Annotated in this window: 28 protein-coding genes and 1 tRNA gene; 24 read left to right on the top strand and 5 right to left on the bottom strand. The window is 66.6% G+C overall.

Annotated elements, in window-relative coordinates; translation table 11 throughout:
* The first annotated feature begins 8 nt into the window (after window positions 1-8).
* From rpmA to rsfS, 8 genes are all read left to right on the top strand, one after another.
* Entirely contained in the window at window positions 9-266 is a 258-nt protein-coding gene (gene rpmA / locus MRBLWO12_RS07520; RefSeq protein WP_141871721.1) for a 50S ribosomal protein L27, read from the top strand.
* A 79-nt stretch (window positions 267-345) separates the two neighbouring features.
* Window positions 346-1,842, top strand: coding sequence for a GTPase ObgE (gene obgE / locus MRBLWO12_RS07515; RefSeq protein WP_363554183.1), 1,497 nt, complete (start codon window positions 346-348; stop codon window positions 1,840-1,842).
* Complete coding sequence (gene proB / locus MRBLWO12_RS07510) at window positions 1,839-2,621, top strand: glutamate 5-kinase (RefSeq protein ID WP_363554181.1); 783 nt, start codon at window positions 1,839-1,841, stop codon at window positions 2,619-2,621. The genes obgE and proB overlap by 4 nt, the downstream gene beginning before the upstream one ends.
* Window positions 2,622-2,681: 60 nt before the next feature.
* Window positions 2,682-3,935, top strand: coding sequence for a glutamate-5-semialdehyde dehydrogenase (locus tag MRBLWO12_RS07505; RefSeq protein WP_363554179.1), 1,254 nt, complete (start codon window positions 2,682-2,684; stop codon window positions 3,933-3,935).
* 51 nt (window positions 3,936-3,986) lie between these two features.
* The gene (locus tag MRBLWO12_RS07500) at window positions 3,987-4,211 is read left to right on the top strand and encodes a hypothetical protein (RefSeq protein ID WP_141871725.1); all 225 of its coding nucleotides are present in this window, start codon (window positions 3,987-3,989) and stop codon (window positions 4,209-4,211) included.
* A 6-nt stretch (window positions 4,212-4,217) separates the two neighbouring features.
* A complete protein-coding gene (gene nadD / locus MRBLWO12_RS07495; RefSeq protein WP_247630406.1) occupies window positions 4,218-4,820 on the top strand; it encodes a nicotinate-nucleotide adenylyltransferase in 603 nt (200 codons plus the stop codon).
* Window positions 4,817-5,935: a hypothetical protein gene (locus tag MRBLWO12_RS07490; RefSeq protein ID WP_363554176.1), complete on the top strand. Its 1,119-nt coding sequence runs from the start codon at window positions 4,817-4,819 to the stop codon at window positions 5,933-5,935. Before nadD ends, MRBLWO12_RS07490 begins: the two co-directional genes overlap by 4 nt.
* A complete protein-coding gene (gene rsfS, locus MRBLWO12_RS07485) occupies window positions 5,935-6,312 on the top strand; it encodes a ribosome silencing factor (protein WP_141871728.1) in 378 nt (125 codons plus the stop codon). Before MRBLWO12_RS07490 ends, rsfS begins: the two co-directional genes overlap by 1 nt.
* A gap of 57 nt (window positions 6,313-6,369) precedes the next feature.
* Here rsfS and MRBLWO12_RS07480 read toward each other — a convergent pair whose 3' ends face one another.
* Window positions 6,370-8,037: an ABC transporter ATP-binding protein gene (locus MRBLWO12_RS07480; protein ID WP_363554174.1), complete on the bottom strand. Its 1,668-nt coding sequence runs from the start codon at window positions 8,035-8,037 to the stop codon at window positions 6,370-6,372.
* Between the two features lie 159 nt (window positions 8,038-8,196).
* Here MRBLWO12_RS07480 and MRBLWO12_RS07475 point away from each other — a divergent pair, with 159 nt between their 5' ends.
* The 8 genes from MRBLWO12_RS07475 to MRBLWO12_RS07440 all read left to right on the top strand — a co-directional run bounded on the left by MRBLWO12_RS07475 (window position 8,197) and on the right by MRBLWO12_RS07440 (window position 16,440).
* A complete protein-coding gene (locus tag MRBLWO12_RS07475) occupies window positions 8,197-9,405 on the top strand; it encodes a dipeptidase (RefSeq protein WP_363554172.1) in 1,209 nt (402 codons plus the stop codon).
* Complete coding sequence (locus MRBLWO12_RS07470; protein ID WP_363554170.1) at window positions 9,405-11,024, top strand: ABC transporter substrate-binding protein; 1,620 nt, start codon at window positions 9,405-9,407, stop codon at window positions 11,022-11,024. The genes MRBLWO12_RS07475 and MRBLWO12_RS07470 overlap by 1 nt, the downstream gene beginning before the upstream one ends.
* A 32-nt stretch (window positions 11,025-11,056) precedes the next feature.
* Window positions 11,057-12,019: an ABC transporter permease gene (locus MRBLWO12_RS07465; RefSeq protein ID WP_363554168.1), complete on the top strand. Its 963-nt coding sequence runs from the start codon at window positions 11,057-11,059 to the stop codon at window positions 12,017-12,019.
* Complete coding sequence (locus tag MRBLWO12_RS07460; protein ID WP_363554166.1) at window positions 12,016-12,915, top strand: ABC transporter permease; 900 nt, start codon at window positions 12,016-12,018, stop codon at window positions 12,913-12,915. Before MRBLWO12_RS07465 ends, MRBLWO12_RS07460 begins: the two co-directional genes overlap by 4 nt.
* A gap of 9 nt (window positions 12,916-12,924) precedes the next feature.
* Complete coding sequence (locus tag MRBLWO12_RS07455; protein ID WP_363554164.1) at window positions 12,925-14,103, top strand: M24 family metallopeptidase; 1,179 nt, start codon at window positions 12,925-12,927, stop codon at window positions 14,101-14,103.
* A gap of 32 nt (window positions 14,104-14,135) precedes the next feature.
* Window positions 14,136-15,035, top strand: a complete 900-nt coding sequence (locus tag MRBLWO12_RS07450; RefSeq protein WP_363554162.1) for an alpha/beta fold hydrolase — start codon at window positions 14,136-14,138, stop codon at window positions 15,033-15,035.
* Between the two features lie 5 nt (window positions 15,036-15,040).
* Complete coding sequence (locus MRBLWO12_RS07445; protein WP_363554160.1) at window positions 15,041-16,060, top strand: Lrp/AsnC family transcriptional regulator; 1,020 nt, start codon at window positions 15,041-15,043, stop codon at window positions 16,058-16,060.
* Between the two features lie 155 nt (window positions 16,061-16,215).
* A complete protein-coding gene (locus tag MRBLWO12_RS07440) occupies window positions 16,216-16,440 on the top strand; it encodes a hypothetical protein (RefSeq protein WP_363554158.1) in 225 nt (74 codons plus the stop codon).
* A 20-nt stretch (window positions 16,441-16,460) separates the two neighbouring features.
* Here MRBLWO12_RS07440 and MRBLWO12_RS07435 read toward each other — a convergent pair whose 3' ends face one another.
* Both MRBLWO12_RS07435 and MRBLWO12_RS07430 read right to left on the bottom strand, forming a co-directional pair.
* Window positions 16,461-16,646, bottom strand: a complete 186-nt coding sequence (locus MRBLWO12_RS07435) for a hypothetical protein (protein WP_363554156.1) — start codon at window positions 16,644-16,646, stop codon at window positions 16,461-16,463.
* Window positions 16,647-16,753: 107 nt separating this feature from the next.
* On the bottom strand, window positions 16,754-17,521 hold the full coding sequence (locus MRBLWO12_RS07430) for a hypothetical protein (RefSeq protein WP_363554154.1): 768 nt from the start codon (window positions 17,519-17,521) through the stop codon (window positions 16,754-16,756).
* Window positions 17,522-18,007: 486 nt separating this feature from the next.
* Between MRBLWO12_RS07430 and MRBLWO12_RS07425 the strand changes: the two genes are divergently transcribed.
* Entirely contained in the window at window positions 18,008-18,970 is a 963-nt protein-coding gene (locus MRBLWO12_RS07425) for a DUF2599 domain-containing protein (RefSeq protein ID WP_363554152.1), read from the top strand.
* Window positions 18,971-18,978: 8 nt separating this feature from the next.
* Complete coding sequence (locus tag MRBLWO12_RS07420) at window positions 18,979-19,188, top strand: hypothetical protein (RefSeq protein WP_363554150.1); 210 nt, start codon at window positions 18,979-18,981, stop codon at window positions 19,186-19,188.
* A gap of 153 nt (window positions 19,189-19,341) precedes the next feature.
* Here the strand turns inward: MRBLWO12_RS07420 and MRBLWO12_RS07415 are convergent.
* Window positions 19,342-19,414: transfer RNA gene (locus MRBLWO12_RS07415), tRNA-Ala, on the bottom strand.
* Window positions 19,415-19,523: 109 nt separating this feature from the next.
* On the opposite strand from MRBLWO12_RS07415, the gene MRBLWO12_RS07410 reads away from it, so the two are divergent.
* The 6 genes from MRBLWO12_RS07410 (at window position 19,524) to MRBLWO12_RS07385 (ending at window position 24,399) form a co-directional block, all read left to right on the top strand.
* Window positions 19,524-19,964, top strand: coding sequence for a GNAT family N-acetyltransferase (locus MRBLWO12_RS07410; protein WP_363554148.1), 441 nt, complete (start codon window positions 19,524-19,526; stop codon window positions 19,962-19,964).
* Between the two features lie 61 nt (window positions 19,965-20,025).
* On the top strand, window positions 20,026-21,111 hold the full coding sequence (locus MRBLWO12_RS07405; RefSeq protein ID WP_363554146.1) for an NAD(P)-binding domain-containing protein: 1,086 nt from the start codon (window positions 20,026-20,028) through the stop codon (window positions 21,109-21,111).
* Between the two features lie 64 nt (window positions 21,112-21,175).
* Complete coding sequence (locus MRBLWO12_RS07400) at window positions 21,176-21,967, top strand: hypothetical protein (RefSeq protein ID WP_363554144.1); 792 nt, start codon at window positions 21,176-21,178, stop codon at window positions 21,965-21,967.
* Window positions 21,964-22,491, top strand: coding sequence for a hypothetical protein (locus MRBLWO12_RS07395; RefSeq protein ID WP_363554142.1), 528 nt, complete (start codon window positions 21,964-21,966; stop codon window positions 22,489-22,491). The genes MRBLWO12_RS07400 and MRBLWO12_RS07395 overlap by 4 nt, the downstream gene beginning before the upstream one ends.
* Before the next feature lie 30 nt (window positions 22,492-22,521).
* Window positions 22,522-23,178: an SDR family oxidoreductase gene (locus MRBLWO12_RS07390; protein ID WP_363554140.1), complete on the top strand. Its 657-nt coding sequence runs from the start codon at window positions 22,522-22,524 to the stop codon at window positions 23,176-23,178.
* Between the two features lie 33 nt (window positions 23,179-23,211).
* Window positions 23,212-24,399 (top strand): glycoside hydrolase family 3 N-terminal domain-containing protein, encoded by a 1,188-nt coding sequence (locus MRBLWO12_RS07385; protein ID WP_363554138.1) that lies wholly within the window; start codon window positions 23,212-23,214, stop codon window positions 24,397-24,399.
* 4 nt (window positions 24,400-24,403) lie between these two features.
* Here MRBLWO12_RS07385 and MRBLWO12_RS07380 read toward each other — a convergent pair whose 3' ends face one another.
* Window positions 24,404-25,264 (bottom strand): 3-methyladenine DNA glycosylase, encoded by an 861-nt coding sequence (locus MRBLWO12_RS07380; RefSeq protein ID WP_363554136.1) that lies wholly within the window; start codon window positions 25,262-25,264, stop codon window positions 24,404-24,406.
* Between the last annotated feature and the right edge of the window lies 1 nt (window position 25,265).

The following is a 25,265-nucleotide window of genomic DNA, read 5'->3' as shown; positions in this document are numbered from 1 at the left end:
ACCAGGACATGGCACATAAAAAGGGCGCAAGCTCCACCCGTAACGGTCGTGACTCCAACGCACAGCGCCTCGGCGTGAAGCGCTTCGGTGGCCAGCAGGTCAACGCCGGCGAGATCATCGTCCGCCAGCGCGGCACGCACTTCCACCCCGGCGTGAACGTCGGCCGTGGCGGAGACGACACGCTGTTCGCTCTGGCCGCAGGCGCGGTCCAGTTCGGCGCCAAGGGTGGCCGCAAGGTCATCAACATCGTCGTCGCCGGCGAGTAATCGCAGCACGACACACATAATCATCCGGTTCGGGGCGGGCTTCGGCTCGCCCCGTCCGTGTATCTGAGGGGAACTCGACATGGTCAGCTTCGTCGACACCGTGACGCTGCATCTGCGCGCCGGCAAGGGCGGGAACGGCTGTGTCTCGGTCCACCGCGAGAAGTTCAAGCCGCTCGGCGGTCCTGACGGCGGAAACGGCGGCGACGGCGGAGACGTCGTGCTCGTCGCCGACACCCAGACCGGCACCCTGCTGTCGTACCACCACTCGCCACACCGCTCCGCAGGGAACGGCGGCCCCGGGATGGGCGACCACCGTGCAGGGTTCATGGGGGAGACCCTCGAGCTTCCCGTGCCGGTCGGAACCGTCGTCAAGTCCCCGGACGGCAAGGTCCTGATCGACATGATCGTGCCGGGGGAGCGCTTCGTCGTCGCCGCCGGCGGTCAGGGCGGTCTCGGCAATGCCGCGCTCTCATCGCCGAAGCGCAAGGCCCCCGGCTTCGCGCTGCTCGGCACGCCCGGGTACGAGGGCGACGTCGTGCTCGAACTCAAGACCGTGGCAGACGTCGCGCTGGTCGGCTACCCGTCCGCCGGCAAGTCGAGCCTGATCGGCGCCATCTCGGCCGCACGGCCGAAGATCGCCGACTACCCGTTCACCACGCTGCACCCGAACCTCGGTGTCGTGCAGGCCGGCGAATCGCGCTACACGGTCGCCGATGTTCCCGGTCTCGTCGAGGGCGCCAGCGAAGGCCGTGGCCTCGGCCTCGAGTTCCTTCGTCACGTCGAGCGATGCTCCGCGCTGCTGCACGTGCTCGATTGCGCGACGCTCGAGCCCGGTCGCGACCCGATCTCCGACCTCGACGTGATCCTCGGCGAACTCGCCGCCTACGAAGTGCCGGAGGGGCAGACGCCGCTTCTGGAGCGCCCGCAGCTCATCGCGCTGAACAAGATCGACGTGCCAGAGGCGCGGGATCTCGCCGAGCTCGTGCGCCCCGACCTCGAGGCTCGCGGATTCCGCGTGTTCGAGATCTCGACCATCTCGCATGAGGGACTGCGTCCGCTGACCTTCGCTCTCGGCGAGATCGTCGAGAAGCACCGCGCCGAGACCGTCGTCGAGGTGCCCGAGCGCATCGTCATCCGTCCCCGCCGCTCCAAGAAGGAGTTCAGCATCCGCGTGGAGGGTGGGACGTACGGCAACGTGTACCGCGTCCTCGGTGAGAAGCCGGTGCGCTGGGTGCAGCAGACCGATTTCCAGAACGAGGAGGCCGTCGGCTACCTTGCCGACCGCCTGGAGCGTCTCGGCGTCGAGGATGAGCTGTTCCGCGTCGGAGCCGTTCAGGGCTCCACCGTCGTGATCGGCGAAGCCGACAGCATCGTGTTCGACTGGGAGCCGACGATGACCTCGGCTGCCGAGCTCATGACGGCACCGCGAGGCACCGACCCCCGACTCGCCCCGAACGCGCGCCGCACCACCTCCGAGCGTCGTGAGACCTATTACGAGCGCATGGACGCCAAGGCCGAAGCCCGAGCAGAGGTGGAAGCTCAGCGTCTCGCCGCCTACCGGGGAGACGAGGAGTGACCGCACGATCGCGGGCCGATCTCGCCACCGCGTCACGCATCGTGGTGAAGGTGGGATCGTCCTCGATCAGTGGTGAGTCATCCTGGCGCATCCCGGTGCTCGTCGAGGCGCTGGCTGCTGCGCACGCGCGCGGCGCCGAGGTGGTGCTCGTCTCGTCCGGTGCGATCGCCACCGGTATTCCGTTCCTGCAGCTCGATGCGCGGCCCACCGACCTCGCCACGCAGCAGGCCGCCGCGGCGGTCGGCCAGACGATGCTCGTGTACCGGTATCAGGAGTCTCTGCGGCCCTTCCAGATCGTCGCCGGCCAGGTGCTGCTGACGACCGGTGATCTCGAGAACCCGACGTCGCGCAGCAATGCGCGCCGAGCGATGGAACGGCTGATGGGACTGCGCGTCCTCCCGATCGTGAACGAGAACGACACGGTCGCGACGCAGGAGATCCGGTTCGGCGACAACGACCGTCTCGGCGCTCTCGTCGCACAGCTGATCCAGGCCGACGCGTTGATCCTGCTCAGCGACATCGAGTCGTTGTACACGAAGCCGCCCACCGATCCCGGTGCCGAGCCGATCGACATCATCGCCGCGGATGCGGATCTGAGCGGGCTGGAGTTCGGTGCCACCGTCGTGAACAGCGTCGGAACCGGGGGAGCGGCGACCAAGGTGTCCGCAGCCCGGCTCGCTGCCGCGTCGGGGATCGGCGTACTCGTCACCAGTGCCGACCTGGTCGACAAGGCCTTGGCCGGCGCCGAGATCGGCACCTGGTTCGAGCCGGCCGTCTGACCGCTTCCCGCGGTCGTCATGCTCCGATCCTGGCCCTCGCCCACGCTCTAGACTGGGCGGATGACCGACCAGACCCCTCAGGTGCGTCTCGAGCGCGCAAAGGAAGCGTCCCGCGCGATCGCCGCCCTCACCAGCGATGACAAGGCTCGTGCGCTCGAGGCCATCGCCGTCGCGCTGGAGTCGAATGCCGCTCCGATCATCGAAGCCAACGCGCTGGACATCGCCCGCGGTCGCGCCGACGGTATCGGCGATTCGCTGATCGACCGTCTGCGCCTGGACGAGAAGCGCGTCGCAGCGCTCGCATCCGCGGTGCGTCAGGTCGCCGCACTCCCTGATCCTGTCGGCCGGGTGGTCGGTGGGCATCGGATGCCGAACGGTGTGGGTCTGGAGCAGGTGCGCGTGCCGTTCGGCGTGGTCGGAGCGATCTACGAGGCGCGGCCCAACGTCACGGTCGACATCGCGGCGCTCGCGCTGCGTTCGGGAAACGCCGTGGTGCTGCGCGGAGGGAGCGCCGCGCACGAGTCCAACACAGTGCTCGTGCAGGTCATGCGTGATGCGCTGGCGACGGCGGGCATCACCGCAGAAGCGATCCAGACGGTCGACGACTTCGGTCGGGATGGCGCGAAGGCCATGATGCACGGCCGCGGGTTCATCGACGTCCTGGTCCCGCGCGGCAGCGCAGGGCTGATCGAGACCGTGGTGACGGAGTCGACGGTCCCCGTGATCGAGACGGGCGCAGGCAACGTGCACATCGTGCTCGACGAGAGCGCCCCCGACGACTGGGCACGCGACATCGTCGTGAACGCCAAGGTGCAGCGGCCGAGCGTCTGCAACGCGGTCGAGACGGTCCTCGTGCACCGCCAGGCCGCACCGCGGCTGATTCCGCTGATCGCCAGCGCCCTGCAGAGCGAAGGCGTCACGGTCCACGGCGACGACATCGTGGCCGGACTCGTCTCGAACGTCATCCCCGCGACGGAGGAGGACTGGCAGACGGAGTACCTCAGCCTGGACATCGCGATCAAGGTCGTCGACTCGCTCGATGAGGCGCTCGACCACATCCGTCGCTACAGCACCGGACACACCGAGTCGATCATCTCCACTGACTCGCGCAACATCGAGCGCTTCCTGGCCGAGGTCGATTCTGCCGTCGTGATGGCCAACGCCTCGACGCGGTTCACCGACGGAGCGGAGTTCGGGTTCGGCGCTGAGGTCGGCATCTCGACGCAGAAGCTCCACGCGCGCGGTCCGATGGGCCTGGCCGAGCTGACCAGCACCAAGTGGCTGGCGCGTGGATCAGGGCAGACGCGCGGCTGAGGACTAGACTGGGGGACGCTGTACCGTACCCGGTCATGAAACGGAGCCCCGATGAACCTCGTCGCACAGATCGCGATGGCCGCTGCCGAAACCGAGCACCATGGCAACGTCGCCCTCGAGACCCTCATCTTCGGGGTCATCGCGGCGATCGTGTTCGCGTTCCTCGGACTGGTGACCCTCTCCTACAAGAACGTCGCCAACCGTCACTCCGCGAAGGCGGAGGCCTGGGCCGCGAAGCACGGTAAAGACAGCCACGGGGCGGGACACGGCCACTAGGCCCCCATGAATGCAGCGACCTCGCGTGCTCCGCGCATCGGCGTGATGGGCGGTACGTTCGACCCCATCCACCACGGGCACCTGGTCGCCGCCAGCGAGGTGGCGCACTCCTTCGATCTGGATGAAGTCGTCTTCGTGCCCACCGGTCACCCCTGGCAGAAGTCGGGCGTCACACCCAGCGAACACCGCTACCTGATGACGGTGATCGCGACGGCCTCGAACCCGCAGTTCACGGTCAGCCGCGTGGATATCGACCGTGAGGGACCTACCTACACGATCGACACGCTGAAGGATCTGAAGCGCGATCGTGGGGATGCGGAGCTCTTCTTCATCACCGGCGCCGACGCCGTAGCGCAAATTCTCAGTTGGAGGGACCATGATGAGTTGTGGGAGTTGGCCCACTTCGTCGCGGTCTCTCGCCCAGGACATGTCCTGAGTACTGACGGCCTCCCGAGCGACAATGTCAGCCAACTGGAAGTGCCGGCCCTGTCGATCTCGTCGACGGCCTGCCGTGAACGCGTTCGCGACGATCAGCCGGTCTGGTATCTCGTCCCCGACGGTGTCGTCCAGTACATCGCGAAGCATCATCTGTATCGGAGCAAGGCATGAGTACATCGGATCAGCAGGGTCCGCTGACCCGTAAGCAGCTGCGGGAGATTCGACTGACGGGTTCGACGCCGGTCATCACCCCGGAAGATGCCGCTGCGGCGGCGACAGCCGACCTGGTCGTGCCCCCGGCTCCGCCGTTGCCGGATCCGGTCGACTCGGCGGAGGTCGCGCCAGCCCCCGTCGCGGAGAACAGTGCGGTTGCTGACGTCAACGCCGACCACGCTCCGCTCACCCGCCGTCAAGCTCGCGCGCAGGAGCGTACCGGTACCTCTACCGTCCCCGTGAGCGACGCCGACGTCGAGGCCTCGTCCGCGGAGGAAGCGACGGTCGTCGATTCCTCGCCCATCGTGTCTGCCGTTCCCGATTTCGCTCGGCCGGTGCCATCCGACGTCGATGACGACGACGAAGGCGTCGACGACATCGCGACGGTCGAGCCTGTGAGCGCCGTGAGCGCTGCGGATTCGGTCGGCGACGTCCCGCTCGAGGTCATCGAAGAGCCCGCTGACGATGTCGACGACGTCGCGGCACTCGGGATCGAGACCGACGAGGACGCGGATGACGTGCTCGCCGATGTCGCCGACGCAGACGACGACGTGCTGCAGGGCGAACGTCCCACCGTGAATCCCGCTTTCGGAGAAGAGCTCCTGGGCGGGACGGAAGAAGCACCCAAGCCCTTCACTCCTTCGTTCGACGAGCTTCTCTCGGTCGGCGATTCCACCGGCTCTCAGCACATCGCGCCGAGCGCCCTCATCTTCACGCCGTCGCCCGGTGAAGGATCCCTCTCCGGACCTGTCGCATCCACCGGCGAGATCCTGGTCACGGGCTCCTACGAACTGCCTCAGGGCATCGGTTCGCAGGGGCACGCGCACGGCACGACAGACGGCAAGGAGGTGGACGCCGTACTCATCGACGGCGAGCTGCCTCCCGCGTCATCACCAACGCCGATCGCGGCGAGCTCCGCGGTCAGTACCATCAAGCCCGCCGGCGAGGTGATTCGTCCCCCCGCGCCAGAAAAGGGCAACAAGCTCATGCTCATCCTGGCGATCACGGCCGGCGGCCTCGCGCTCGCCCTGGGCGTCGTCCTCATTTTCGCCTTCACTACGAATGTGTTCTGATGCAATCACCTGAAACTGCCGAAGAAATGCTGCGCATAGCCGCAGACGCCGCCGCATCCAAGGGTGGCGAAGACCTCGTCGCCCTGAATGTCTCGGAGCCACTTCCGCTCGTCGACATCTTCCTTCTCGTCACCGGTAACAGCGAGCGCAACGTCGCCGCTATCGCAGACGAGGTCGAGGACAAACTCCTGGAGTCGGGCCACAAGCGTGTGCGCCGCGAGGGGCGAGCAGAGTCACGCTGGATCCTCCTGGACTTCGGGGACCTGATCGTGCACGTCTTCCATCAGGAGGAGCGGGTTTACTACGGCCTCGAGCGCCTCTGGAAGGACTGCCCGGTCGTACCCATCGAGCTGGCGGAGCCTGTCGCGGGGGAGTGACCTCCCCAGATCGCCGCCCCCGGACTGCGAGAGCAGCTCCGGGGGCGGCGACTCGTTTCAGGCCGACATCGCCGTGCGTCGCTGCAGCATGCCGCGCTCGGCCCGCGTCTGCGGGGGGATCGCCGACAGCAGCGACCGCGTATAGGGGTGCGTCGGGTTCTCGTAGACGTCTTCTGTGTCACCGATCTCGACCATGTTGCCCAGGTACATCACGGCGACGCGGTCGGCGATGTGGCGCACCAATGAGAGGTCGTGGGCGATGAAGACGATCGACATGCCCAGACGTTCGCGCAACTCGCACAGCAGGTCGATGATCTGCGCGCGGATCGACACGTCGAGCGCGGAGACGGGTTCGTCGCACACCAGCACGTCCGGATGCAGCGCGAGGGCGCGGGCGATGCCGATGCGCTGACGCTGCCCACCGGAGAACTGATGTGGGAAGCGCGAGCCCATCTCGGGCGTCAGCCCCACGAGCTCGAGCAGTTCGGCGACGCGTTCACGACGTGTCGCCGGGGTTCCGGATCTGTTCGCCGCCAGCGGTTCGGCGATGATCTGTTGCACGGTCATGCGTGGATTCAATGACATGTACGGGTCCTGGAAGACCATCTGCACTCCACGGCGGAGGACCTTGCGATCCCGCAGGCGACCGCGGGTCACATCCTGGTCGCGGTAGCTCAGTGTGCCGGCATCCGGTGTATCGAGGCCGACCAGCATCCGCGCAAGTGTGGATTTGCCGCTCCCGGACTCCCCGACGACCGCGAGGATCTCCCCGCTGCGCAGGTGCAGATCGACTCCCGCGACGGCGGCGACACGATGTGCGCGACGGCCGCTGCCGGAGCGGAACGTGCGCTCCAGACCTCGGCCCTCGAGGATCGGCGGCGCGTCCACGTCTCCGCTCGCCGCGGTCACGACGCGCGGCATGGAGTGCAGCAGCTGCTTCGTGTACTCGTGCTGCGGTGCGGTGAGCACCGTGTCGGCGCTGCCGGCCTCGACGATGCGCCCCGAGCGCATGACGGCGACCTGGTCGGCCACCTCCATCACGACCCCGAGATCGTGCGTGATGAGCAGGATGCCCATGCCCAGGCGATCGCGCAGCGAGAGCAGCAGATCGAGGATCTGCGCCTGCACCGTGACGTCGAGGGCGGTGGTCGGCTCGTCCGCGATGATGAGGTCGGGTTCCAACGCGATGGCCATGGCGATGAGGATGCGCTGGCGCTGCCCGCCGGAGAACTGGTGGGGGAAGTCGTGCACTCGCTTGTCGGGTGTCGGGATGCCGACCAGGCCGAGCAGTTCGACGGCACGCTTCTCTGCTGCTCGTCGGCTCACGGTGCGGTGCGCGCGGATGAGGTCGATGATCTGGTCGCCGATGTTGAGCACGGGATTCAGGGCCGAGAGGGCATCCTGCATGACCAGGCTCACGTGCACGCCGCGCATGCGGCGATGCTGTTCGGTGCTCAGGGACAGCAGGTCAGTGCCGTTGAGGGTCATGCTCTCGGCCTCGATATCGCCCTTGTCGATCAGCCCCATGATCGCTCGCGCGGTCATCGACTTGCCCGAGCCGGATTCACCCAGCAGCGCGAAGACCTCCCCGCGGTGCACGGTGAGGTCGATGCCGTCGACGACGCGGTTGCGACGTCCGTCACTGGACAGCGTCACGGTGAGGCCGTGAACGTCGAGGACTATGCCATGCGCAGGTGCGGACGTGTTCTCCATGGATGTCATCATGCCAGCATTCTGCCTCTGAATTGTTTCGAACAGGAAACATCTCAGCCGAAAATCATCATCAAGGTTGACTTTTGTGCCGAAATCATCGAGATTCGAGTGAAATCTCCCGAACATCGCTCGGGAGTCGCACCCGCATCATCGAACCGAAGGAGCGCATCCGTGCTCGAAAAAGCAGACCGCTACACCGGCTACACCGCCTACGACTACCTCGAGGCGGGCAAGGACTATCGCGAGTTCCGTTATGCCAAGCAGATCGGCCGCGTTCCGGCCTATGAAGGGCTGGAGCTCAGCGACGCGCAGAAGGAGCGCACCGAGCGCCTGCTGCGCGAGGAGACCGTGATCTCCCTGCACGAGCATGTCCAGGTCTTCCCCGAGGACATGGGTGAGCTGCGCGACCACATCCGCCAGGGCCGGGAACCTACCGGCTACCAGGGTCTCGCCCGCTCGGGTCTGACCGCCGTCTTCGACAACGGCATGGACGGCACCTGCTGCATCTCGAGCGACGCCGGGTGGAAGTACCAGGACGTCCTGTTCGACCTCGGCGTGCGCATGGCGGACCTTGCACACCAGGACTTCGTGATCAAGGCCGAGTCGATCAAGGACATCCGTCACGCGGCCGAGACCGGACGCGTCGCGCACATCTTCGCGCTCGAAGCCTCGACCATGATCGAGAACGAGGTCGACCGTCTCGACGTGCTCTACGGCTTCGGCGTGCGTCAGATGGGCATCGCCTACTCGGAGGCGAACATGCTGGGCGGCGGACTCAAGGAGCGCGGCGACGGCGGACTCACGTACTTCGGCGAGCGCGCCGTCGAGCGCATGAACAAGCTGGGCATCGCGATCGACATCTCGCACTCGGGAGACCAGACCTGTCTCGACGTCATCGCGCACTCGAAGGTCCCGGTGTTCATCACGCACGCCGGCGCCCGGGGGCTGTGGCCGACCAACCGCATGAAGACGGATGAGACGATCATCGAGTGCGCCAAGCGCGGCGGTGTGATCGGCATCGAAGCGGCACCGCACACGACCATCTCGCCGCAGCACCCGAAGCACTCGCTGGATTCGGTCATGGACCACTTCCAGTACTGTGTCGACCTGGTGGGTCTGGAGCACGTGAGCTTCGGCCCCGACACCCTGTTCGGCGACCACGTCGGCCTGCACGACGCGTTCTCATCGAATCTGTCACTCGGCCAGGCGCACGCCAACGTCGAGTACGAGAAGCAGCCGTACGTCGACGGGATCGAGAACCCGGCCGAGGCGTTCTACAACATCATCGGCTGGCTTGTGAAGCACGACTACTCCGACGACGAGATTCGCGCCGTCGTCGGTGGCAACACCATGCGCGTACTCGAGGAGGTTTGGGTCTGATGAAGCACAGCAAGTTCCTTGCCCTGGGCGCGGCCGCGGCTCTCGCCGTCGGTCTCGCCGGGTGCGCCCCGTCCGCACCGGAGCCGGGGGAGTCCTCGGGCAGCACCGGTCCGAGCGACGAGACGATCAGCATCGGCACGACGACCGATGTGGTCAACTTCAACCCGGTGCTCGGCAACAGCCGCACCGACTCCTGGATCACGAACCTGATGTACCCGCACCTGCTGAGCATCAGCGACGACGGCACCAAGGAGGCCCACGTGGCCACCGACTGGGGCTATGTGGACGACACCACCGGCTTCTACGAGATCCGCGACGATCTCACCTGGAGCGATGGTGAGCCGCTGACGGCCGAGGACGTGGCGTGGACGCTGAACGCGGTCAAGCGCGATCAGGCTCCCGGTACCTTCTACGGTCAGCTCGGCAACCTCGACACGGCCACGGCTGTGTCGGACACCCGCGTCGAGCTCACGCTCACGCAGCCGGACTCCTCGATCATCGAGGAGATCGGCTTCTGGGGAGTGGTGGTGCCGAAGCACGTGTTCGATCCTCAGGGGTCGATCGCCGAGTTCGCGAACGACGGCAGTGACGGCGGCTGGGTGGGCATGGGCCCGTTCATCATGAGCGACTTCCAGGTCGGACAGCACTACACGCTCGAGCGCGTCGAGGACTACCCGCTGGTCGACGGCGGCGTCCCTGGACCTGCTGAAGTCGTGTACCGCGTATATCCGGACGTGAACACCGAGATCCTCGCCCTGCAGAGCGGCGAGATCGACGTGATCGCGAACGCGCTCCCGCCGGCACAGGTCGAGCAGCTCAGCAACACCGACGGCCTGCAGGTCATCGAGGCGCCGGGGCTCGGCTACGCACACCTCGTCTACAACATGGACAAGCCGGACCTCGCGAAGACCGAGGTCCGTCAGGCGCTCGCCCACGCGGTGGACTATGAAGCGATCCGCACCGTGGTGCTGCAGGGGCAGGCCGTCTCGACCGGCTCCAGCGCGCTGATGCCGGTGCTCGCCAAGTACTACGACGAGTCGGTGACGGAGTACGAGTTCGACCCCGAGAAGTCGCGCGAGCTCATGGAGAAGGCCGGTTACACGGCAGACGCCGGTGGCAACTTCCCGGTCTCGTTCCGCCTGATCTACTCGCTGCAGGACAGTGTCACCAGCCAGTGGGCACAGATGGTGAAGGACAGCGCGGCGGAGGCGGGCATCACGATCGAGTTGCAGGGCACGGAGCGCAACACGTACCTGTCGCAGACGAGCGAGGGTGACTACGACATCTACGCGGGTAACTTCGCGATCATGGATGACCCGGTCACGAACTTCGCGCTGTCGTACCTTCCCGGGGGAGCGATCAACTACACCCATGTGGATGACTCCGACCTCAACGCCCTGATCGAGGAGGGAATGGTCACGTTCGACGAGGACGACAAGATCTCGATCATGCGCGAGGCGAACAAGATCGTGCACGAGCAGGTCTACGACAACATCATGTACACGCAGAACCTGTTCTTCGCCGCCAGCGACGAGTGGGCCGGCTTCATCTCGAAGCCGAGCGAGCTGCTCTCGATCGTGAACCCGCTCTCGCTCGCGAGCGCGCACCCGGTCGAGTAACAACCACCGAAATCTCGAGGAAGGTCGCCCGGGTGTCCCGAGCATCGTTCATTCTCCGTCGCGCAGGTCGAGGTCTGCTCACGATCTGGTTCGCCGTGACCGTGACGTTCCTGCTCCTGCGGCTGCTGCCCGGTGACCCTGCACTGGCGCTGGCGAGTCCGAACATGACGGATGCCATCCGGGCGACCATCCTCGAGCAGTACGGGCTGGATCAACCCTTGATCGTCCAGTACGGCCTGTACATGTGGCAGCTGCTGCAGGGGAACCTGGGTATCTCGTTCACCCAGTCGATTCCCGTTCTCGACGTTCTCCTGCAGCGGCTGCCCTGGACGCTCCTGCTGACCATGACGGCACTGGTGCTGACGATCATCATCGGAATCCCGCTCGGTGTCGCCGCGGCATCCCACAAGGGACGCTTCATCGACCGCGCCGTGCAGATCGTCGGGGTGACGGGACAATCGCTGTTCGTCCCGAGCGTCGCGATCCTGCTGCTGTTCGTGTTCGGTCTGAACCTGGGCTGGTTCCCGATCGGCGGCGCATACACGAACAACACGTACGGACTCGAGTGGTATCTGAGTGTGGCGCAGCACCTGGTACTGCCGGCCGTGTCGCTCATGCTCATCCAGGTCGGCTCCTACGTGCTCACGATGCGGTCGACGCTGATCGAGACGCTCGGCGAGGATTACATCCTCCTCGCGAAGGCGAACGGACTCCGCGGCCGGCGCATCCTCTGGAAGCACGCGCTGCGCAACGCGCTGCTGCCCACGACGACCCTGATCGGTCTGCAGCTCGGCTTCCTGGTCGGCGGCGCCGTGCTGACCGAGACCGTGTTCGCCTACCCGGGCATCGGACGCGGCATCTACGAGGCTGTCACCCAGCTCGACTTCCCGGTGCTGCAGGGCGCCTTCCTGATGCTCGCCGCCACCGTGGTGGTCGCGAACACGCTCACCGACATCGTCTACGGCTACCTGGACCCGAGAGTGAAGACCTCATGACCGCTCCGATTCCCTCCTCCGAGACCCTGGCTCCGAGCGAGCCGACCGCCGCCGGAAGCGAACGCGCCAGCGCCCACACCTGGCGTGCGTTCCGACGCGACCCGCTCGGCATGATCTCGCTGGGGCTCCTGCTGTTGCTGGTGGTCATCGCACTCGCGGCGCCCCTGATCGCCCCGTACCCCGCCAGCTACGGCCCCGACGTGCTGCGTCCACCGAGCGGGGACCACTGGTTCGGCACGGACGCCCTCGGACGCGACGTGTTCTCCGAAGTCATCTGGGGCACGCAGCAGAGCGTGCTGGTCGCGGTCGCGGCATCGGTGATCGCCATCATCTTCGGCACGATCATCGCCGTGCTCGGAGCGTACTTCCGGCGCTTGGACGGCTTCATCAGCGTGATCGTCGACATGACGCTCTCGCTGCCGGTGCTCCCACTGATGATCCTCATCGCCGCGCTGGTCGGCCCCAGCACCTCGACGATCATCTTCGTGGTCGCGGCGTTCTCATGGCCCGAAGTGACCAGACTCGTCCGCTCGCAGGCGCTCACCGTCGTCGGACTCCCGTACGTCGACGCGTCTCGGCTCATGACGACCTCGCCGCTGTGGATCATCACCCGCCACGTGCTGCCGGCCGTGACACCGGTCGTGGTGGTATCGGTCGTGGTCACCGCATCGCGCGCCGTGCTCTCGGCGGCGGGCCTGGCGTTCCTCGGCCTCGGCGATCCGACCACCTGGTCGTGGGGGCGGATCCTCTACGAAGCCCAGCAGGCCGGGGCGATGGTGAGCGCGTGGTGGCTGACGCTGTTCCCGTCGATCGCGATCCTGATCCTGGTGCTCTCGGCGACGCTGCTCTCGATCTCGTACAACGATGCGCGCAACCCGCGCCACCTCGCCCGCTAGGAGCCCGACATGACCGAGTTCGACCAGCGACTCGCCCCCGAGTTCTTCGATCGCGTCCAGGCACGCGTGCAGGAGCGGATCGCCGACGAGGGCTTCGATGCCTTTCTGACCGATCACCCCGAGGACATCGCGTACCTCACCGGGTTCTTCCATCACCCGTCGGAGAGGCCTGTCGCGATCTGGATCGAGACGACCGGCCGCGTCGTCATGCTGCTCCCCGAGCTGGAGCGGGAGTACGCCGAATCGCAGTCCGCGCGCGCCGAGCTCGTCGCCTTCTTCGAGTATCCCGGTGTCGTGCCGCCGTTCGCGGTGCTGGCCGACGTCGTCGGGCGCACGGCCAGAGTGGGCTTCGCCTCGACCATGTCGTACCAGCGGCTCAGTGCCGTGCGCGCTGCCATGGCTGACACGGAGTTCGTCGGTTCCGACCTCATCACCCGCGCCAGGTACGTGAAGTTCCCCGAGGAGGTCGTGCTGCACCGCGAGGCCGCGCGCATCACCGATCGGATGGTGGATGCCGGCGTGCAGCTGGTGACCGACGCCGTCGCCGCCGGGGGAGTGCTGCCCACCGAGGCGGAGCTCGAACGCCACGTCACCTCGGTCGGGACAGAGCTCATGTACGCCGAGCATCGCAACGTGGTCGTGGCCTCGCTCCTCGCGGGCGGCCTGGTCTATTCCGGGGCGAACTCGGCTTTCCCCCACGGGCTTCCTTCCGTGAACCGGCTCAGAGCGGGCGACACGTTCATGCTGTCACTGGGATGCGCGGTGGGCGGCCGCTTCATCGAGGGGGAGCGCACTTTCGTGCTCGGCGAGCCGACGGACGATCAGCGCCGCTACCACGACACCATCCGTGCCGCGCAGCAGGCGGGACGAGACACGATCCGCGCCGGGCTCGAGTGTCGTGATGCGAACCGGCTGTGCCTCGACGTCATCCGCGATGCCGGTCTCGGCGCGTTCATCCGCCACCGCCAGGGGCACGGGATCGGACTCGGCATGCACGAGGCACCGTGGCTGGAAGACGGTGACGCGACCGTGCTCGAAGCGGGAATGGTCGTCTCCAACGAGCCGGGCATCTATGTGCCGGGGCACGCGGGATACCGGATCAGCGACAGCATGCTCGTGACCGCCGGCGGTGCCGAGGCGCTGACGACCTTCCCCCGCGCGCTCGACGACTGCACCATCGCGCTCTGAGCGCCACACGACTATTCGAGAAAGAGGATCACATGTCATCGACGCCCGAGGTGTCTCCCGAGTTCGCGGCTGCCACGACCGATCACCAGTGGGTCGAGATCAACGGCAACCACCTGGCCGTTGAGGTGCTCGGGCCCGAAGGAGCGCCCGTCATCATCACCCACCACGGGGCCCCTGGCCTGGGATCACGGGCGGAACCTCGGGCGAGCTTCGGCCGCCTCGCTGACGAGTACCGGGTGATCGTGTTCGATGCGCGCGGCAGCGGGCAGAGCGAAGGGAACGGCATCTACAGCCACGAGCAGTGGGCTGCCGACATCGACGGTCTGCGTGAGTGGATCGGCGCCGAGAAGATCGTGATGGCCGGCGGCTCCTACGGCGGTTTCATGTCGATGGAGTACGCCCTGCGGTACCCGGACCGCGTGTCGGCCGTCGTGCTGCGTGACACCTCGCCCGACAACGCGAACGCGCATCTCGCGCGCGAGAACGCCCTCGCCTCGGACCGCGTGACCATCGACATGGAGAAGTTCGATCGTATCGACGTGGGGCGGGTATACGACGACGAGGACCTCAAGGACTGCTGGCGGGAGATCCTGCCGCTGTACGACTTCACGTACGATCCTGATGCCGTCGAGCGCAAGGTGCAGGCCACCCCGTACCGCTATCAGGCTCACAACTACGCGTTCTCGGTGAACCTGCCGAACTACGATCTCAAGCCCCGGCTGCATGAGATCGAGGTGCCGACACTCATCACCGTGGGCCGGACGGACTGGATCACGCCAGTATCGTGTAGCCAGGTGATCGCCGATCTCATTCCGGATTCTGAGATGGTGGTGTTCGAGAAGTCGGGACATTCGCCGCAGATCGAGGAGGCAGAGGCGTGGACCAGAACAGTGCGAGGGTTCCTGCACCGGGTGTGCCCGCCGACACGATGAGTGGAGTGCACATCTCTCGAGACGTCACCGACCTCGATCGACGCATCGTCGTCGCCCTCCAGCAGGACGGACGAGCGAGTTGGACATCGATCGCCGAGTTCGCCGGCGCATCCGTATCGACCGTCACGCGGCGGGGGCAGCAACTGCTCGCCGAGGGCGTCGTGAGGGTGGGTATCGTGCCGACCCTCGGCAGCGAGGGTCATGTCGAGACGTTCTTCGTGCGGATCAACTGCACCCCTGGCGCGCAGCTCGCCGTCGCGCAGGCACTGATCGGATCGCCGTATGTGCGCTTCGTCACGCTGGTGACCGGCAAGTTCGACGTCTTCGCCGAGGTGGTGATCCCCGGCGACTCCGCGAACTACGCGCATGTGCTCACCGACCTGCAGGGCATCCCCGGAGTCGAGCGCTGGCGCAGCGACCTGGTGGTGCACACCTACAAGGTGAGCTTCGACTGGGGGCGCCAACTGTACGACTCCCACGCCGAGCCCACCGCTGACCCGCAGTCGTACATGCCCGCACCCAACACCTGCGATCCCACGCACTTCGATGACGCCGATCGCGCGATCGTGGAGGAGCTCAGCATCAACGGGCGGGCGTCGTTCCTCTCTATCGCTGCGAAGCTCGACATGAACGAGAGCAGCGTGCGCCGCCGGTACGAACGCATGCGCAGCGCGGGCTGCCTCACGACCGTGACGATGGTGCCGGCGTCTGCGCTGGGCATGAGCGCCGAGACGCTGCTCATGCTCCGGGTAGAGCCATCGCACCTCGCCTCCGTCGCGCAGACGCTCGCTCAGCACGTGTCAGTGCGCTTCCTCGCCACCGTGCTGGAGGAGAACTCGCTGTACTGCGAGATCATCCTGCCCTCGACGGAGACGCTGCACGACTTCCTCACCGGCACCATCGCCCACCTCAAGGGCGTGCGCGGGTGGAACGCGGCGATGGAACTGGTGTTCATGAAGCGCGGGTTCATCGAGACGCCGTGGTGGCGTGCCCAGGTCGCCTCCGCCGAGGCCGCGATCCACTGACCCTGGTCACCCGGGAGATCCTGTCAAGGGCCTATCCTCCGGGGACCTCCTCGCGCACACTCGTGTGTGTGGGGGACGAGGTCTGGGAGGGCTGAGGAATGTCTGATGTACCGGATCCGAGATGCGCGCTGCGCCGAGTCTCACGATCGGAATGGGTGATCAGCGACTTGCGCTACCCGCCGGACGACTCCCGACACGCCGTCGCCCGGGTCTACGAGCTGGACGACACCGAGGTCGAAGTCGTGTGGCTGCGGGATCTGCCGCTCGCGACCCGTTACGGTTCCGCACTCGCGGTGCTCGATGATGTGCAGCGGATGCTGAGCGTCAGCAGGGCCACGCGCCCCGTCCCGATCCCGCATCTTCCCCCGCCGCCCGCGTAGGGCGGCAGGGGAGGGGCAGATCACTCGTCGTCATCGTCGTACGGGTCGGCATCCGCGCTGCTCGCGATCCGGTCCGCCTCGACGCTCGTCATCTGAGCGTCATCCGCATCAGGGTCGAGCACCGTCTCGCCATCCACCTCGCGGGTGGGGACGTCGGGCGCGTCGTCGTCAGGGATCGGCACGATCGGAGGGATGGGGTTCGACATGGTGTGTCCTTTCGTCAGGTGCCCCTCACGGTAGGACGGTGCGCTGACGTCAGGGAGCGGGTTGACCCGCGGTGGGGTTGCCGGTAGGGAAGTGGTCGCGTCACGCCTCACATCGGGGCGACGATGTCGACCTCGACACCATGATCGAAGTAATACTGTGCGCCGTCGATCACCTGTCCGAATCCGGTCACGGTGCTCTGCGTTCCGTACGGTGTCCAATCCTCGTCGATCCAGAGGCTCATCGGGCTCACCGTGGTGCCGAAGCTCTCGAAAGGTGCCGCGCAGGCGAACTCCCGCGTCTCGACGACCCGGCTGTCAGGCAGCGTGATGCTCGTGCTTCCCGGCTCGATGTTCCAGACGGGACACGCGGCGATCGACTGCTTCAGTACGTCACCGGCGAACACGGCGACCAGCAGCTCGCCGACGCCTCCCAGGATCATCTCATCGTCATCTTCCGAGGACACATCTCCGCGGATCCACCCGGAACCGTCGTCTTCGTAGGCCACGTCATCGACGAAGATCACCTCGGATGTGCCGTCGGAGTCAGTGGTGGTGGTGTGGATCGCGATGTCGGGTCGCAGTCGGATATCGGCCTGCTGCCGACGGTCTCCCGTTTCGTTGGTCGCCTTCATGGACCCGACCGCGTGCAGGGCGTCAGCGAAGCAGGTGCCCAAGGTCACCCCGTCGACGGTGGGTGCGGTGGTATCGATCGACAAGCAGGATGCCGCTGCCTCTATGGTTGTCGCCGAGGTCGTGGGAATCGGGGTCGGCGGGGCAGCCGCGTCGACTTCGGGCGTGGCTCCCGCGCATCCCGCGACGACTGCGACCACGGCGACGGCGAGGACGGACGATGAGAGGATTCGGAGCTTTTGCACGAATGCAGGATAGATGACGCGCCATTCCTGCGCCTCGCGGATATCGAAAACCCCCGGGAATGAAGCAGGCCGTGATCGCCGTCTCTACCACTGAGCGGGTTGCATCAAGCCGAACGTCTTCGTGGACGATGTGATCGCCATGCTTCTTGAACAGCGATATCACGGTGACGCGACCTAGCGAGGGCGGCTGCCAGGGCCGTTCGATTGGACACCCCCTTGGATGAGCGCGATAGCGGCGCCCCGCGCAAGACCAGGCTCATATCGAAGCAGCCCCATCCACCCAAGAAGGTCGGGTGGCGAGCCAGGGAAGGGGCTTCGGCGCAATGAGTTCCGGAATGCTGGAATGTGATTCAGGTCGGCACATAGGGATGTAGGGCGAATCGAGCGTGTGTCCCCCAAGTGGCCTACAGACGACCTGGAGTCTGCATGCCAGCGTCAATCGGGCTCGGGCGAATCGAGCGTCCAGCTGACTGGAATGAGAAATACATGATGAAGATGAAACCCCTTGCTCGGATTACAATCACCGCAGGTGCCGTTGCGGCTTTGTGTATTGGCGTGGCGTCTCCGGCCATGGCTGCCGACCCGATAGATGATCCCACCACCCTCGAGACCATCGAATTGGCCACACCTGGCCCCGCCAACGCAGATGTGCTCGCGGTGCAAGAGAGCAAGGCTACTGAGGAGTATGTTGCGGATATTCCTGAGCGGGACACCCTTGTTACTGTCCCTATGGACGCCTCCGCCGGTGTAGCTCTGGATCAAGGCGGCGCTATTGTAACGATCGGACTTCCTAACGCTTCAGATGCAGCGCCAGGCGTGGCTGACGAAGAAGGGCTCGTGCACTTCGATAACACGGACGGCTCGATCACTGTGCCCCTGGTCCGTGAGGACGGAGTTGTCCAGATCACAACTCTGATCGAAGGTACTTCCGCGCCGACGCGCTACGAGTATCCGATCGCCGTGGCCGACGGCGGAGAACTCATCGATGCAGGAGACGGATTCTTCGCCGTCCTTGACGCCGCCGGTCAGCCTGCGGCCATGATCGACCCCGCCTGGGCAAAGGATGCGAACGGCCGCAACGTGCCCACCTGGTATGAACAGCAGGGGGACACGCTCGTGCAGGTCGTTGAGCATGACTCCGGTTACACCTATCCGATTGTTGCTGACCCTGCTGTCCGGGGAAACCTCATCACCAAGGTCACCTATCCATCGAGCCCGTACGGAATCGTTGTGAGTGTCACGCCTCGCTCAGGCTGGGCGATCACGCCGTTCTCGAACTGGTGGGCCGAGTACAAGCTCTGGGTGGCCTCGCACTACGAGGGCAACAAGTTCTACAACCAGCTGCGGTGCCATGTCGATGTCGCACCGTTCAAGTCACCGTGGAATCTCGACGCGTGGCGGCCTGACGTAAGCTACAGCAACGTCTTGGCAGCAGCATGCAACCCCTAGGAGTAACCGTGACAGTGAGTACCCGGCGCGTGATGGTCAGCGTAGGCCTCGTGGGTGCGGCCGTCATCGTCCTGGCCGTCGTCATGGCAATCGCTGAGGGCTACGCCTCCGATGCTGAGTACAGAACCGGGAACCTCGCCCCAGCTGCTCTCACTGGCCTTCTGGGCGCGTGTCTCATGCTCCTAGGATTCGGCAGCACTCTCTTCCGCAGGGAGTGATCCGAACCTCGATTCATCGGCCCTTGCTGCGTGACCGCGGCTATGGCCGGTCGACCCCGCCACCCACCAGGGTGGCGGGGTCTTCTTCATCCATCGTGCGGCTCGACACGCCACAGAAACACAAAAAACCCCTGGGCGACCAGGGGCTATTTGTGGACCTGGGGGGACTCGAACCCCCGACCCCCTGCATGCCATGCAGGTGCGCTACCAGCTGCGCCACAGGCCCTCACGCTGCCCTTTCGTACCGCGGGGCAACTCGAAAAGAGTACTACACGAATCAGCGTGAGCACCAATCGGCGACCACCTCCCGGGCGCGCCGCGCCTAGGCTGAGCGCATGACGAGCATTCAGCCCATCCGCCCTGAGGACATCGACGAGTGGTCGGAGCTGTGGGACGGCTATCTGCGGTTCTACGAGTCCGACGTGTCGGCAGAGGTGACGCGCGAGACCTTCCGCCGGATCACCGCCGACGACGGCGTGCACGGAGCGATCGCGCGTGACGGCGAGGGGAAGGCGATCGGACTCGTGCACTGGCTGACGCATCCCTCGACGTGGAGCATCTCCGGGTACTGCTATCTCGAGGATCTGTTCGTCGATCCCGGCACGCGAGGCGCGGGCACCGGAGGCGCACTGATCGCGCATGTCAGGGGCTGGGCGGAGCAGCAGGGATGCGAGAAGGTGTACTGGCTCACACAGGACGGCAATGCGACAGCGCGCCGCCTGTACGACCGTGTGGCAGCGCACACCGGCTTCACGCACTACGAGATCGAGCTCTGATCGCCGCTCACCGTCGGCTGACGAACGGAACAACCGCAGCGGCCCGTGCGTTCACTCAGACGTGAGCATCCTCGACAGCATCGTGATCGGCGCAGGGCAAGCGGGCCTGTCCTCGTCGTTCCATCTGGCTCGTCTCGGGATCTCGCACGTCGTGTTGGACGCGGACGCCGAGCCAGGGGGTGCCTGGAGACACCGCTGGGACGCTCTCACGATGCGCGATGTGCACGGTGTGGCCGAACTGCCGGGAGACACCCCGCCGCCGCGTGACTCTGAGCGTGCGAACGTCGCCGTTCCCGCGTACTTCGCAGCCTACGAGCGCACCCACGCGCTGCCGGTGATCCGGCCGGTGGCAGTGGATCGCGTCGACGACGAGGGTGGGACGCTCGTCGTGCGCGCGGGGGAGCGAGAGTGGCGCACGCGCACACTCGTGAACGCGACAGGCACGTGGACGCACCCGTTCCTTCCGCACTACCCGGGCATGGAGACTTTTCTTGGCGAGCAGCTGCACACCGTCGAATACCCGGGGCCGGAGCACTTCGTCGGCAAGCGGGTGCTCGTGGTGGGCGGTGGTGCGTCGGCGGTCCAGTTCCTCGGTGCGCTCGCTCCGCTGACAGACACTCTGTGGGTCACTCGTCGCGAGCCGATCTGGCGCACCGACGACTTCACTCCGGAGGCGGGAGCCGCGGCGGTCGCCCTCGTGGAGCAGCGCGTCGCGCAAGGGCTCCCGCCGCAGAGCGTGGTGAGCGTCACGGGTCTCATCCTGCGGCCGCAGGAGCGCGCAGCCGAGCAGCTCGGTGCGTATGCGGCCCGGCGACCGATGTTCGAGCGTATCGAGCCGGACGGCGTGCGCTGGGCGGACGGCTCGTTCGAGAGGGTCGATGTGATCCTGTGGGCGACCGGGTTCCGGCCGGCGATCACTCATCTGTCGCCGTTGCACTTGCGCAGCGCAGCGGGAGGCATCCAGCTCGACCGGCACGGGCGCGGCACCACCGCGGTGCAGGATCCGCGCATCCAGCTCGTCGGCTACGGACCCTCGGCCAGCACGATCGGCGCGAATCGCGCGGGCCGATCTGCGGCGAAGGGAGTGCAGCGTGCTCTCGCCTCGGAGCCGACGGAGGCGGTGCAGTCAGACGCAGTCCGCAGCTGATGGCCATCGCGGCACTCCTCGAAGTGCAGGAGCGCACGTCGGGCGCCCTCGGTACGCTGAAGGAATGCTCCGCATCGTCCTCACGATCATCTGGCTGGTGCTCTCGGTCTGGCTCCTCATCTGGGTGGGCGAAGGACTGTTCGGTGTGAACCAGCGCGAGTCGATCCTTCCGTTCTCCGGCGAGGACACGCTGGGCGCTCCGATCATGATCGGGGTCGCGTGGGGCCTGTTGTTGACGTTCGGCAGCACCATGTCAGGTCTCGGGCGCCGCAAGAAGGTGCGCGGCGAAGCCCAGATCGGCATCGGACGCATCGTCGAGGTGTCGCGCACGGGGCTCACGGTCAACGACGTCCCCCAGTACGACGTGTTCATCCGGGTGACTCCGCGTGCAGAGCAGGACTTCATCGCGCAGCTGCGGATGCTCGTGGAGCCGAGCGACCTCGGTGCGCTCCAGGTCGGGCAGCCGCTTGCCGTGCGGTACAGCCTCACGGATCAGGACGTCGTCGAGCTCGCCGATCCGAACGACCCCGTGGTGTCGGACGCGCTGATCGCCTGGCGCATCGAGCGCGGCCTCATCGATCCGAGGCAGGTCAGAGCGCGCACGACGGGGACGCAGGTGCCGGCGTCGGTTCTCGAAGTGCGCCCGACCGGGCAGCGCCGAGAGGGCCAGAGCGAGCTCGCGCTGCGCGTGCTGATGGCGCCGGAGGGTGCGGCGACGTGGGAGGCCGATACGACGGTCTTCGTGTACCCCGAGGCGATCTCACGTCTTCAGGTCGGGGCGCCCATCTGGGCGTTCTATCGCCGCGAGGATCCGCAGACGATCGCGATCACGATCGAGAAGGAGGCTTCCCGATGAACGCCCTGGACTCCGTGTTCTGGCTGCTGAACTTCCCGGCTGCGCACGGCTACGCGATGGTGTTCATCGCCGGGTTCTCGATCCTGGGCCTGTTCGTGATGTCGGCACGCGGTGCGACGGTCGGCGGAGGGCTCCGGCAGATCCGCGAGCGCGAAGGGCTTCTACGTGCGCAGGATCGGCCGCGGGGTCAGGTCGGCGGTCGCGTGCTGCGAATCTTCTTCCGCGTCCTTGCCCTCGTGATGCTCGCATCGCTGGTGATCGGGATTCTGAGTCTCACGGGCGTGCCGGTGACCCGCGCCTACATCTACGACAACGGTCGCCCGACGACAGCCACCACAGACGGCGACTGGGTGACCTTCACGACCGCAGAGGGTGTGGAGTACACGCTCGAGAGTAACTTCTTCACGCCTGCGGTGTACCCCGACCGCGACGCGTACATCTCGACAGGGGAGCCGGTCGTCGTACGCTACCTTCCCGGCCACCCGCAGGCGTTCGTCATCGACAGCTCGCAGACGCCCCGCTGAGATCCAGCTGGGCGGACAGAGGAGGAAATCATGTCCCGCATCATCGTGTTCGGCGGCCACGGCCGTATCGCCCTGCTTCTCGCCCCGCTTCTCGTGGCGCGGGGAGACGAGGTGACCGCCGTCATCCGTAATCCGGCTCACACCGAGGAAGTGGAGGCTGGTGGCGCGCACGCGTTCGTCGCCGACGTCGAGCAGATGGACGTCGATGCGATCGCCGAGGTCATCCGCGGTCATGACGCAGTGGTCTGGTCGGCGGGGGCCGGAGGCGGTTCTCGGGAGCGCACGTACGCGGTCGATCGTGACGCGGCGATCCGCTCCATGGACGCGACCGGTCGCGCGGGGGTGCGCCGCTACGTCATGGTCTCCTGGCTCGGCTCCACCGCGGACCACGGCGTGCCGCCGGAGGACTCCTTCTTCGCCTACGCCGACGCCAAGTGGGCAGCGGACGAGCACTTGCGCAGCATGTCGCTCGACGGCACGATCCTCGCTCCGGGCACCCTCACGTTCGACGAACCGACCGGCCGGATCCAGATCGACCCCGACGGACGTGGGGCTGTGGCGCGGGCCGATGTGGCCGCGGTCATCGCCGCAGCGCTGCAGGAGCCGTGCACGATCGGTCGCACCATCCGGTTCGGCAACGGAGACGATGACACAGCCGAGCCGATCGCCGACGCGATCGGCTGCTGAGGTCGGCACCGGCCACCGAGCGAGCGGGACACCATGAGCGGACGGCGGGGAGCGGCGGTGGCGGGCCTCGTGCTCGCCGCCTTCGCCGTCGTGTCCACTCCGGCCGCGGCTGCGCCCGGGGGCCCGGCACCCGGTGCGATTGCCGCTGCCTCGACGTCCGGCGTGGGGCCTACGGGGCGCGCCGCCGATCTGGTGGCGCAGATGACCACCGCTGAGCAGGCGGCGAGCATCGTGATGGGCCACGTCTCCGGCACAGACCCCGAAGAGCTGCGCGCGTACATGGAGGGCGGCCTCGGTGGTTTCATCCTGATGGGAGCCAACGTCCCCGCCTCCGAGGCCGAACTGCAGACGCTCACCGCCGCGCTGACGATCGATCCGGCCCTTCCTCCGTTGATCGCCGTCGACCAGGAGGGCGGCATCGTCTCTCGGCTGCACGGTGATGGATACCCCGCATCCACGGTGTTGAAGGACATGCCCGTCGCCGACACCGCGAGCGCTTTCGCCGCACGAGGGTCGCTGGTCGCTCGGGCCGGGATCACAGTGAACTTCGGCACGGTGGCCGATGTCGCCGCCGATCCCGATTCGTTCATCTACGGGCGTGCGCTGGGGACGGAGCCGTCCGGTGCTGCGGAGCGGGTCGCTGCCGCCACGACCGCGCAGGAACAGTTCCTCGGATCCACGCTCAAGCACTTCCCCGGTCATGGAGCCGCGCCCGGCGACTCGCACCACGCGATCCCGTCCACAGGAATGAGCCTCGAGGAGTGGCGCGCATCGGATGCTCTGCCGTTCGTTGCGGGGATCGATGCCGGGGCGTCGCTGCTGATGTTCGGACACCTGGCGTACACCGCCGTCGATGCGGCACCAGCGTCGATGTCGACGAAGTGGCACGAGATCGCACGCGAGGAGATGGGGTTCGAGGGTGTTTCGGTGACAGACGACCTCGGCATGCTCACCTCGTCCGGCGTGCCGGAGTATGCCGACCCGATCGCCAACGCGGTCACCGCCGTGGCGACGGGGAACGATCTGGTCCTCATGATCGCCGGTTCGACGAGAGAGACGGCTGGTCAGATGGCTGGTGCGATCGCGGCCGCGGTCGACGCCGGAACACTGCCTCCCGAGCGGCTGGAGGACGCGGCCACCCGCGTCATGGCGCTGAGGTTGCAGTTGTCGTCGGCGACGTCCGCATGGACCGTGTGTCCCGACTGCACGCCGGCGGACTGAGCCGTCAGGCGGCGCTGACGGGGGTACCGAGCCATGCCTCCAGCAATGCCGTGCGCAGAGCAGCGCCGCGGTCGGCGAAGCCCCGCTGTCTGCGCACGTACTCGGCCTTCCCCTCCGCCGTCTCGATCGGCACCGGAGTCACGCCCCACGGGGAGAGGTCGTAGGGCGCGGCCTCCATGTCGAGGAGGCGGATGTCGCGGGCGAGCTCGAACGTGTCCAGCAGCAGCTCGCCGGGGATGAGCGGTCCGAGCTTCGTCGCCCACTTGTACAGGTCCATCCCGGCGTGCAGACAACCGGGCTGCTCGAACAGGGGCTGGTCCTCGCGGGTCAGCGCTGCACGGTTGCGCGGCACAGCCTCAGGCGTGAAGAACCGGAACGCGTCGAAGTGGGTGCAGCGCAGGTCGTGGTTCTCGACGACGGCATCCGTGCCGGCCTGCCCGAGACGTAGGGGAACCGGGTGCCGCAGTTCGTCGGCCTGATAGACCATCGCCCACTCATGCAGCCCGAAGCAGCCGAACTGCCCGGGGCGGGAGGCCGTGCGGCGAAGCATCCGCTCGATGAGCCCTGCCAGATCGGACTTCCCCGCGGCGAAGGCTGCGGCGTCCGGCACGACGCCGTTTGTGGAGGCCCCAGGGGAATACCAGCGCCACCCCGACCGCTCCGGTGCATCTTCCAGTTCCACGCCGGCTCCAGGATGCCAGCGCCGCAACTGGGCGGGCTTGTAGCTGTAGTACGTGAACAGGAAGTCCCAGACCGGATGCTTCTCACCGCGCTGAGAGCGCGCGCGGTGGTCGGCGATGAGTGCATCAGCCCGCTCCTGATGAGCGAGCTCTCGGACGAGCCACTCCGCGCGTGACAGTGCCATG

This window comes from Microbacterium sp. LWO12-1.2, assembly GCF_040675875.1.
Classification (GTDB): domain Bacteria; phylum Actinomycetota; class Actinomycetes; order Actinomycetales; family Microbacteriaceae; genus Microbacterium.
The sequence above is the reverse complement of the archived record's forward strand: the minus strand, read 5'-3'. Positions and strand labels throughout refer to the sequence as shown.

Coding starts and splice junctions, on each gene's coding strand:
- MRBLWO12_RS07385 (WP_363554138.1), top strand. CDS start 23,212: ATGAGCGGACGGCGGGGAGCGGCGGTGGCGGGCCTCGTGCTCGCCGCC.
- MRBLWO12_RS07380 (WP_363554136.1), bottom strand. CDS start 25,264: ATGGCACTGTCACGCGCGGAGTGGCTCGTCCGAGAGCTCGCTCATCAG.
- obgE (WP_363554183.1), top strand. CDS start 346: ATGGTCAGCTTCGTCGACACCGTGACGCTGCATCTGCGCGCCGGCAAG.
- MRBLWO12_RS07490 (WP_363554176.1), top strand. CDS start 4,817: ATGAGTACATCGGATCAGCAGGGTCCGCTGACCCGTAAGCAGCTGCGG.
- nadD (WP_247630406.1), top strand. CDS start 4,218: ATGAATGCAGCGACCTCGCGTGCTCCGCGCATCGGCGTGATGGGCGGT.
- MRBLWO12_RS07395 (WP_363554142.1), top strand. CDS start 21,964: ATGAACGCCCTGGACTCCGTGTTCTGGCTGCTGAACTTCCCGGCTGCG.
- rsfS (WP_141871728.1), top strand. CDS start 5,935: ATGCAATCACCTGAAACTGCCGAAGAAATGCTGCGCATAGCCGCAGAC.
- MRBLWO12_RS07425 (WP_363554152.1), top strand. CDS start 18,008: ATGATGAAGATGAAACCCCTTGCTCGGATTACAATCACCGCAGGTGCC.
- MRBLWO12_RS07500 (WP_141871725.1), top strand. CDS start 3,987: ATGAACCTCGTCGCACAGATCGCGATGGCCGCTGCCGAAACCGAGCAC.
- MRBLWO12_RS07460 (WP_363554166.1), top strand. CDS start 12,016: ATGACCGCTCCGATTCCCTCCTCCGAGACCCTGGCTCCGAGCGAGCCG.
- MRBLWO12_RS07400 (WP_363554144.1), top strand. CDS start 21,176: ATGCTCCGCATCGTCCTCACGATCATCTGGCTGGTGCTCTCGGTCTGG.
- MRBLWO12_RS07455 (WP_363554164.1), top strand. CDS start 12,925: ATGACCGAGTTCGACCAGCGACTCGCCCCCGAGTTCTTCGATCGCGTC.
- MRBLWO12_RS07450 (WP_363554162.1), top strand. CDS start 14,136: ATGTCATCGACGCCCGAGGTGTCTCCCGAGTTCGCGGCTGCCACGACC.
- rpmA (WP_141871721.1), top strand. CDS start 9: ATGGCACATAAAAAGGGCGCAAGCTCCACCCGTAACGGTCGTGACTCC.
- MRBLWO12_RS07480 (WP_363554174.1), bottom strand. CDS start 8,037: ATGATGACATCCATGGAGAACACGTCCGCACCTGCGCATGGCATAGTC.
- MRBLWO12_RS07390 (WP_363554140.1), top strand. CDS start 22,522: ATGTCCCGCATCATCGTGTTCGGCGGCCACGGCCGTATCGCCCTGCTT.
- MRBLWO12_RS07505 (WP_363554179.1), top strand. CDS start 2,682: ATGACCGACCAGACCCCTCAGGTGCGTCTCGAGCGCGCAAAGGAAGCG.
- MRBLWO12_RS07470 (WP_363554170.1), top strand. CDS start 9,405: ATGAAGCACAGCAAGTTCCTTGCCCTGGGCGCGGCCGCGGCTCTCGCC.
- MRBLWO12_RS07410 (WP_363554148.1), top strand. CDS start 19,524: ATGACGAGCATTCAGCCCATCCGCCCTGAGGACATCGACGAGTGGTCG.
- MRBLWO12_RS07435 (WP_363554156.1), bottom strand. CDS start 16,646: ATGTCGAACCCCATCCCTCCGATCGTGCCGATCCCTGACGACGACGCG.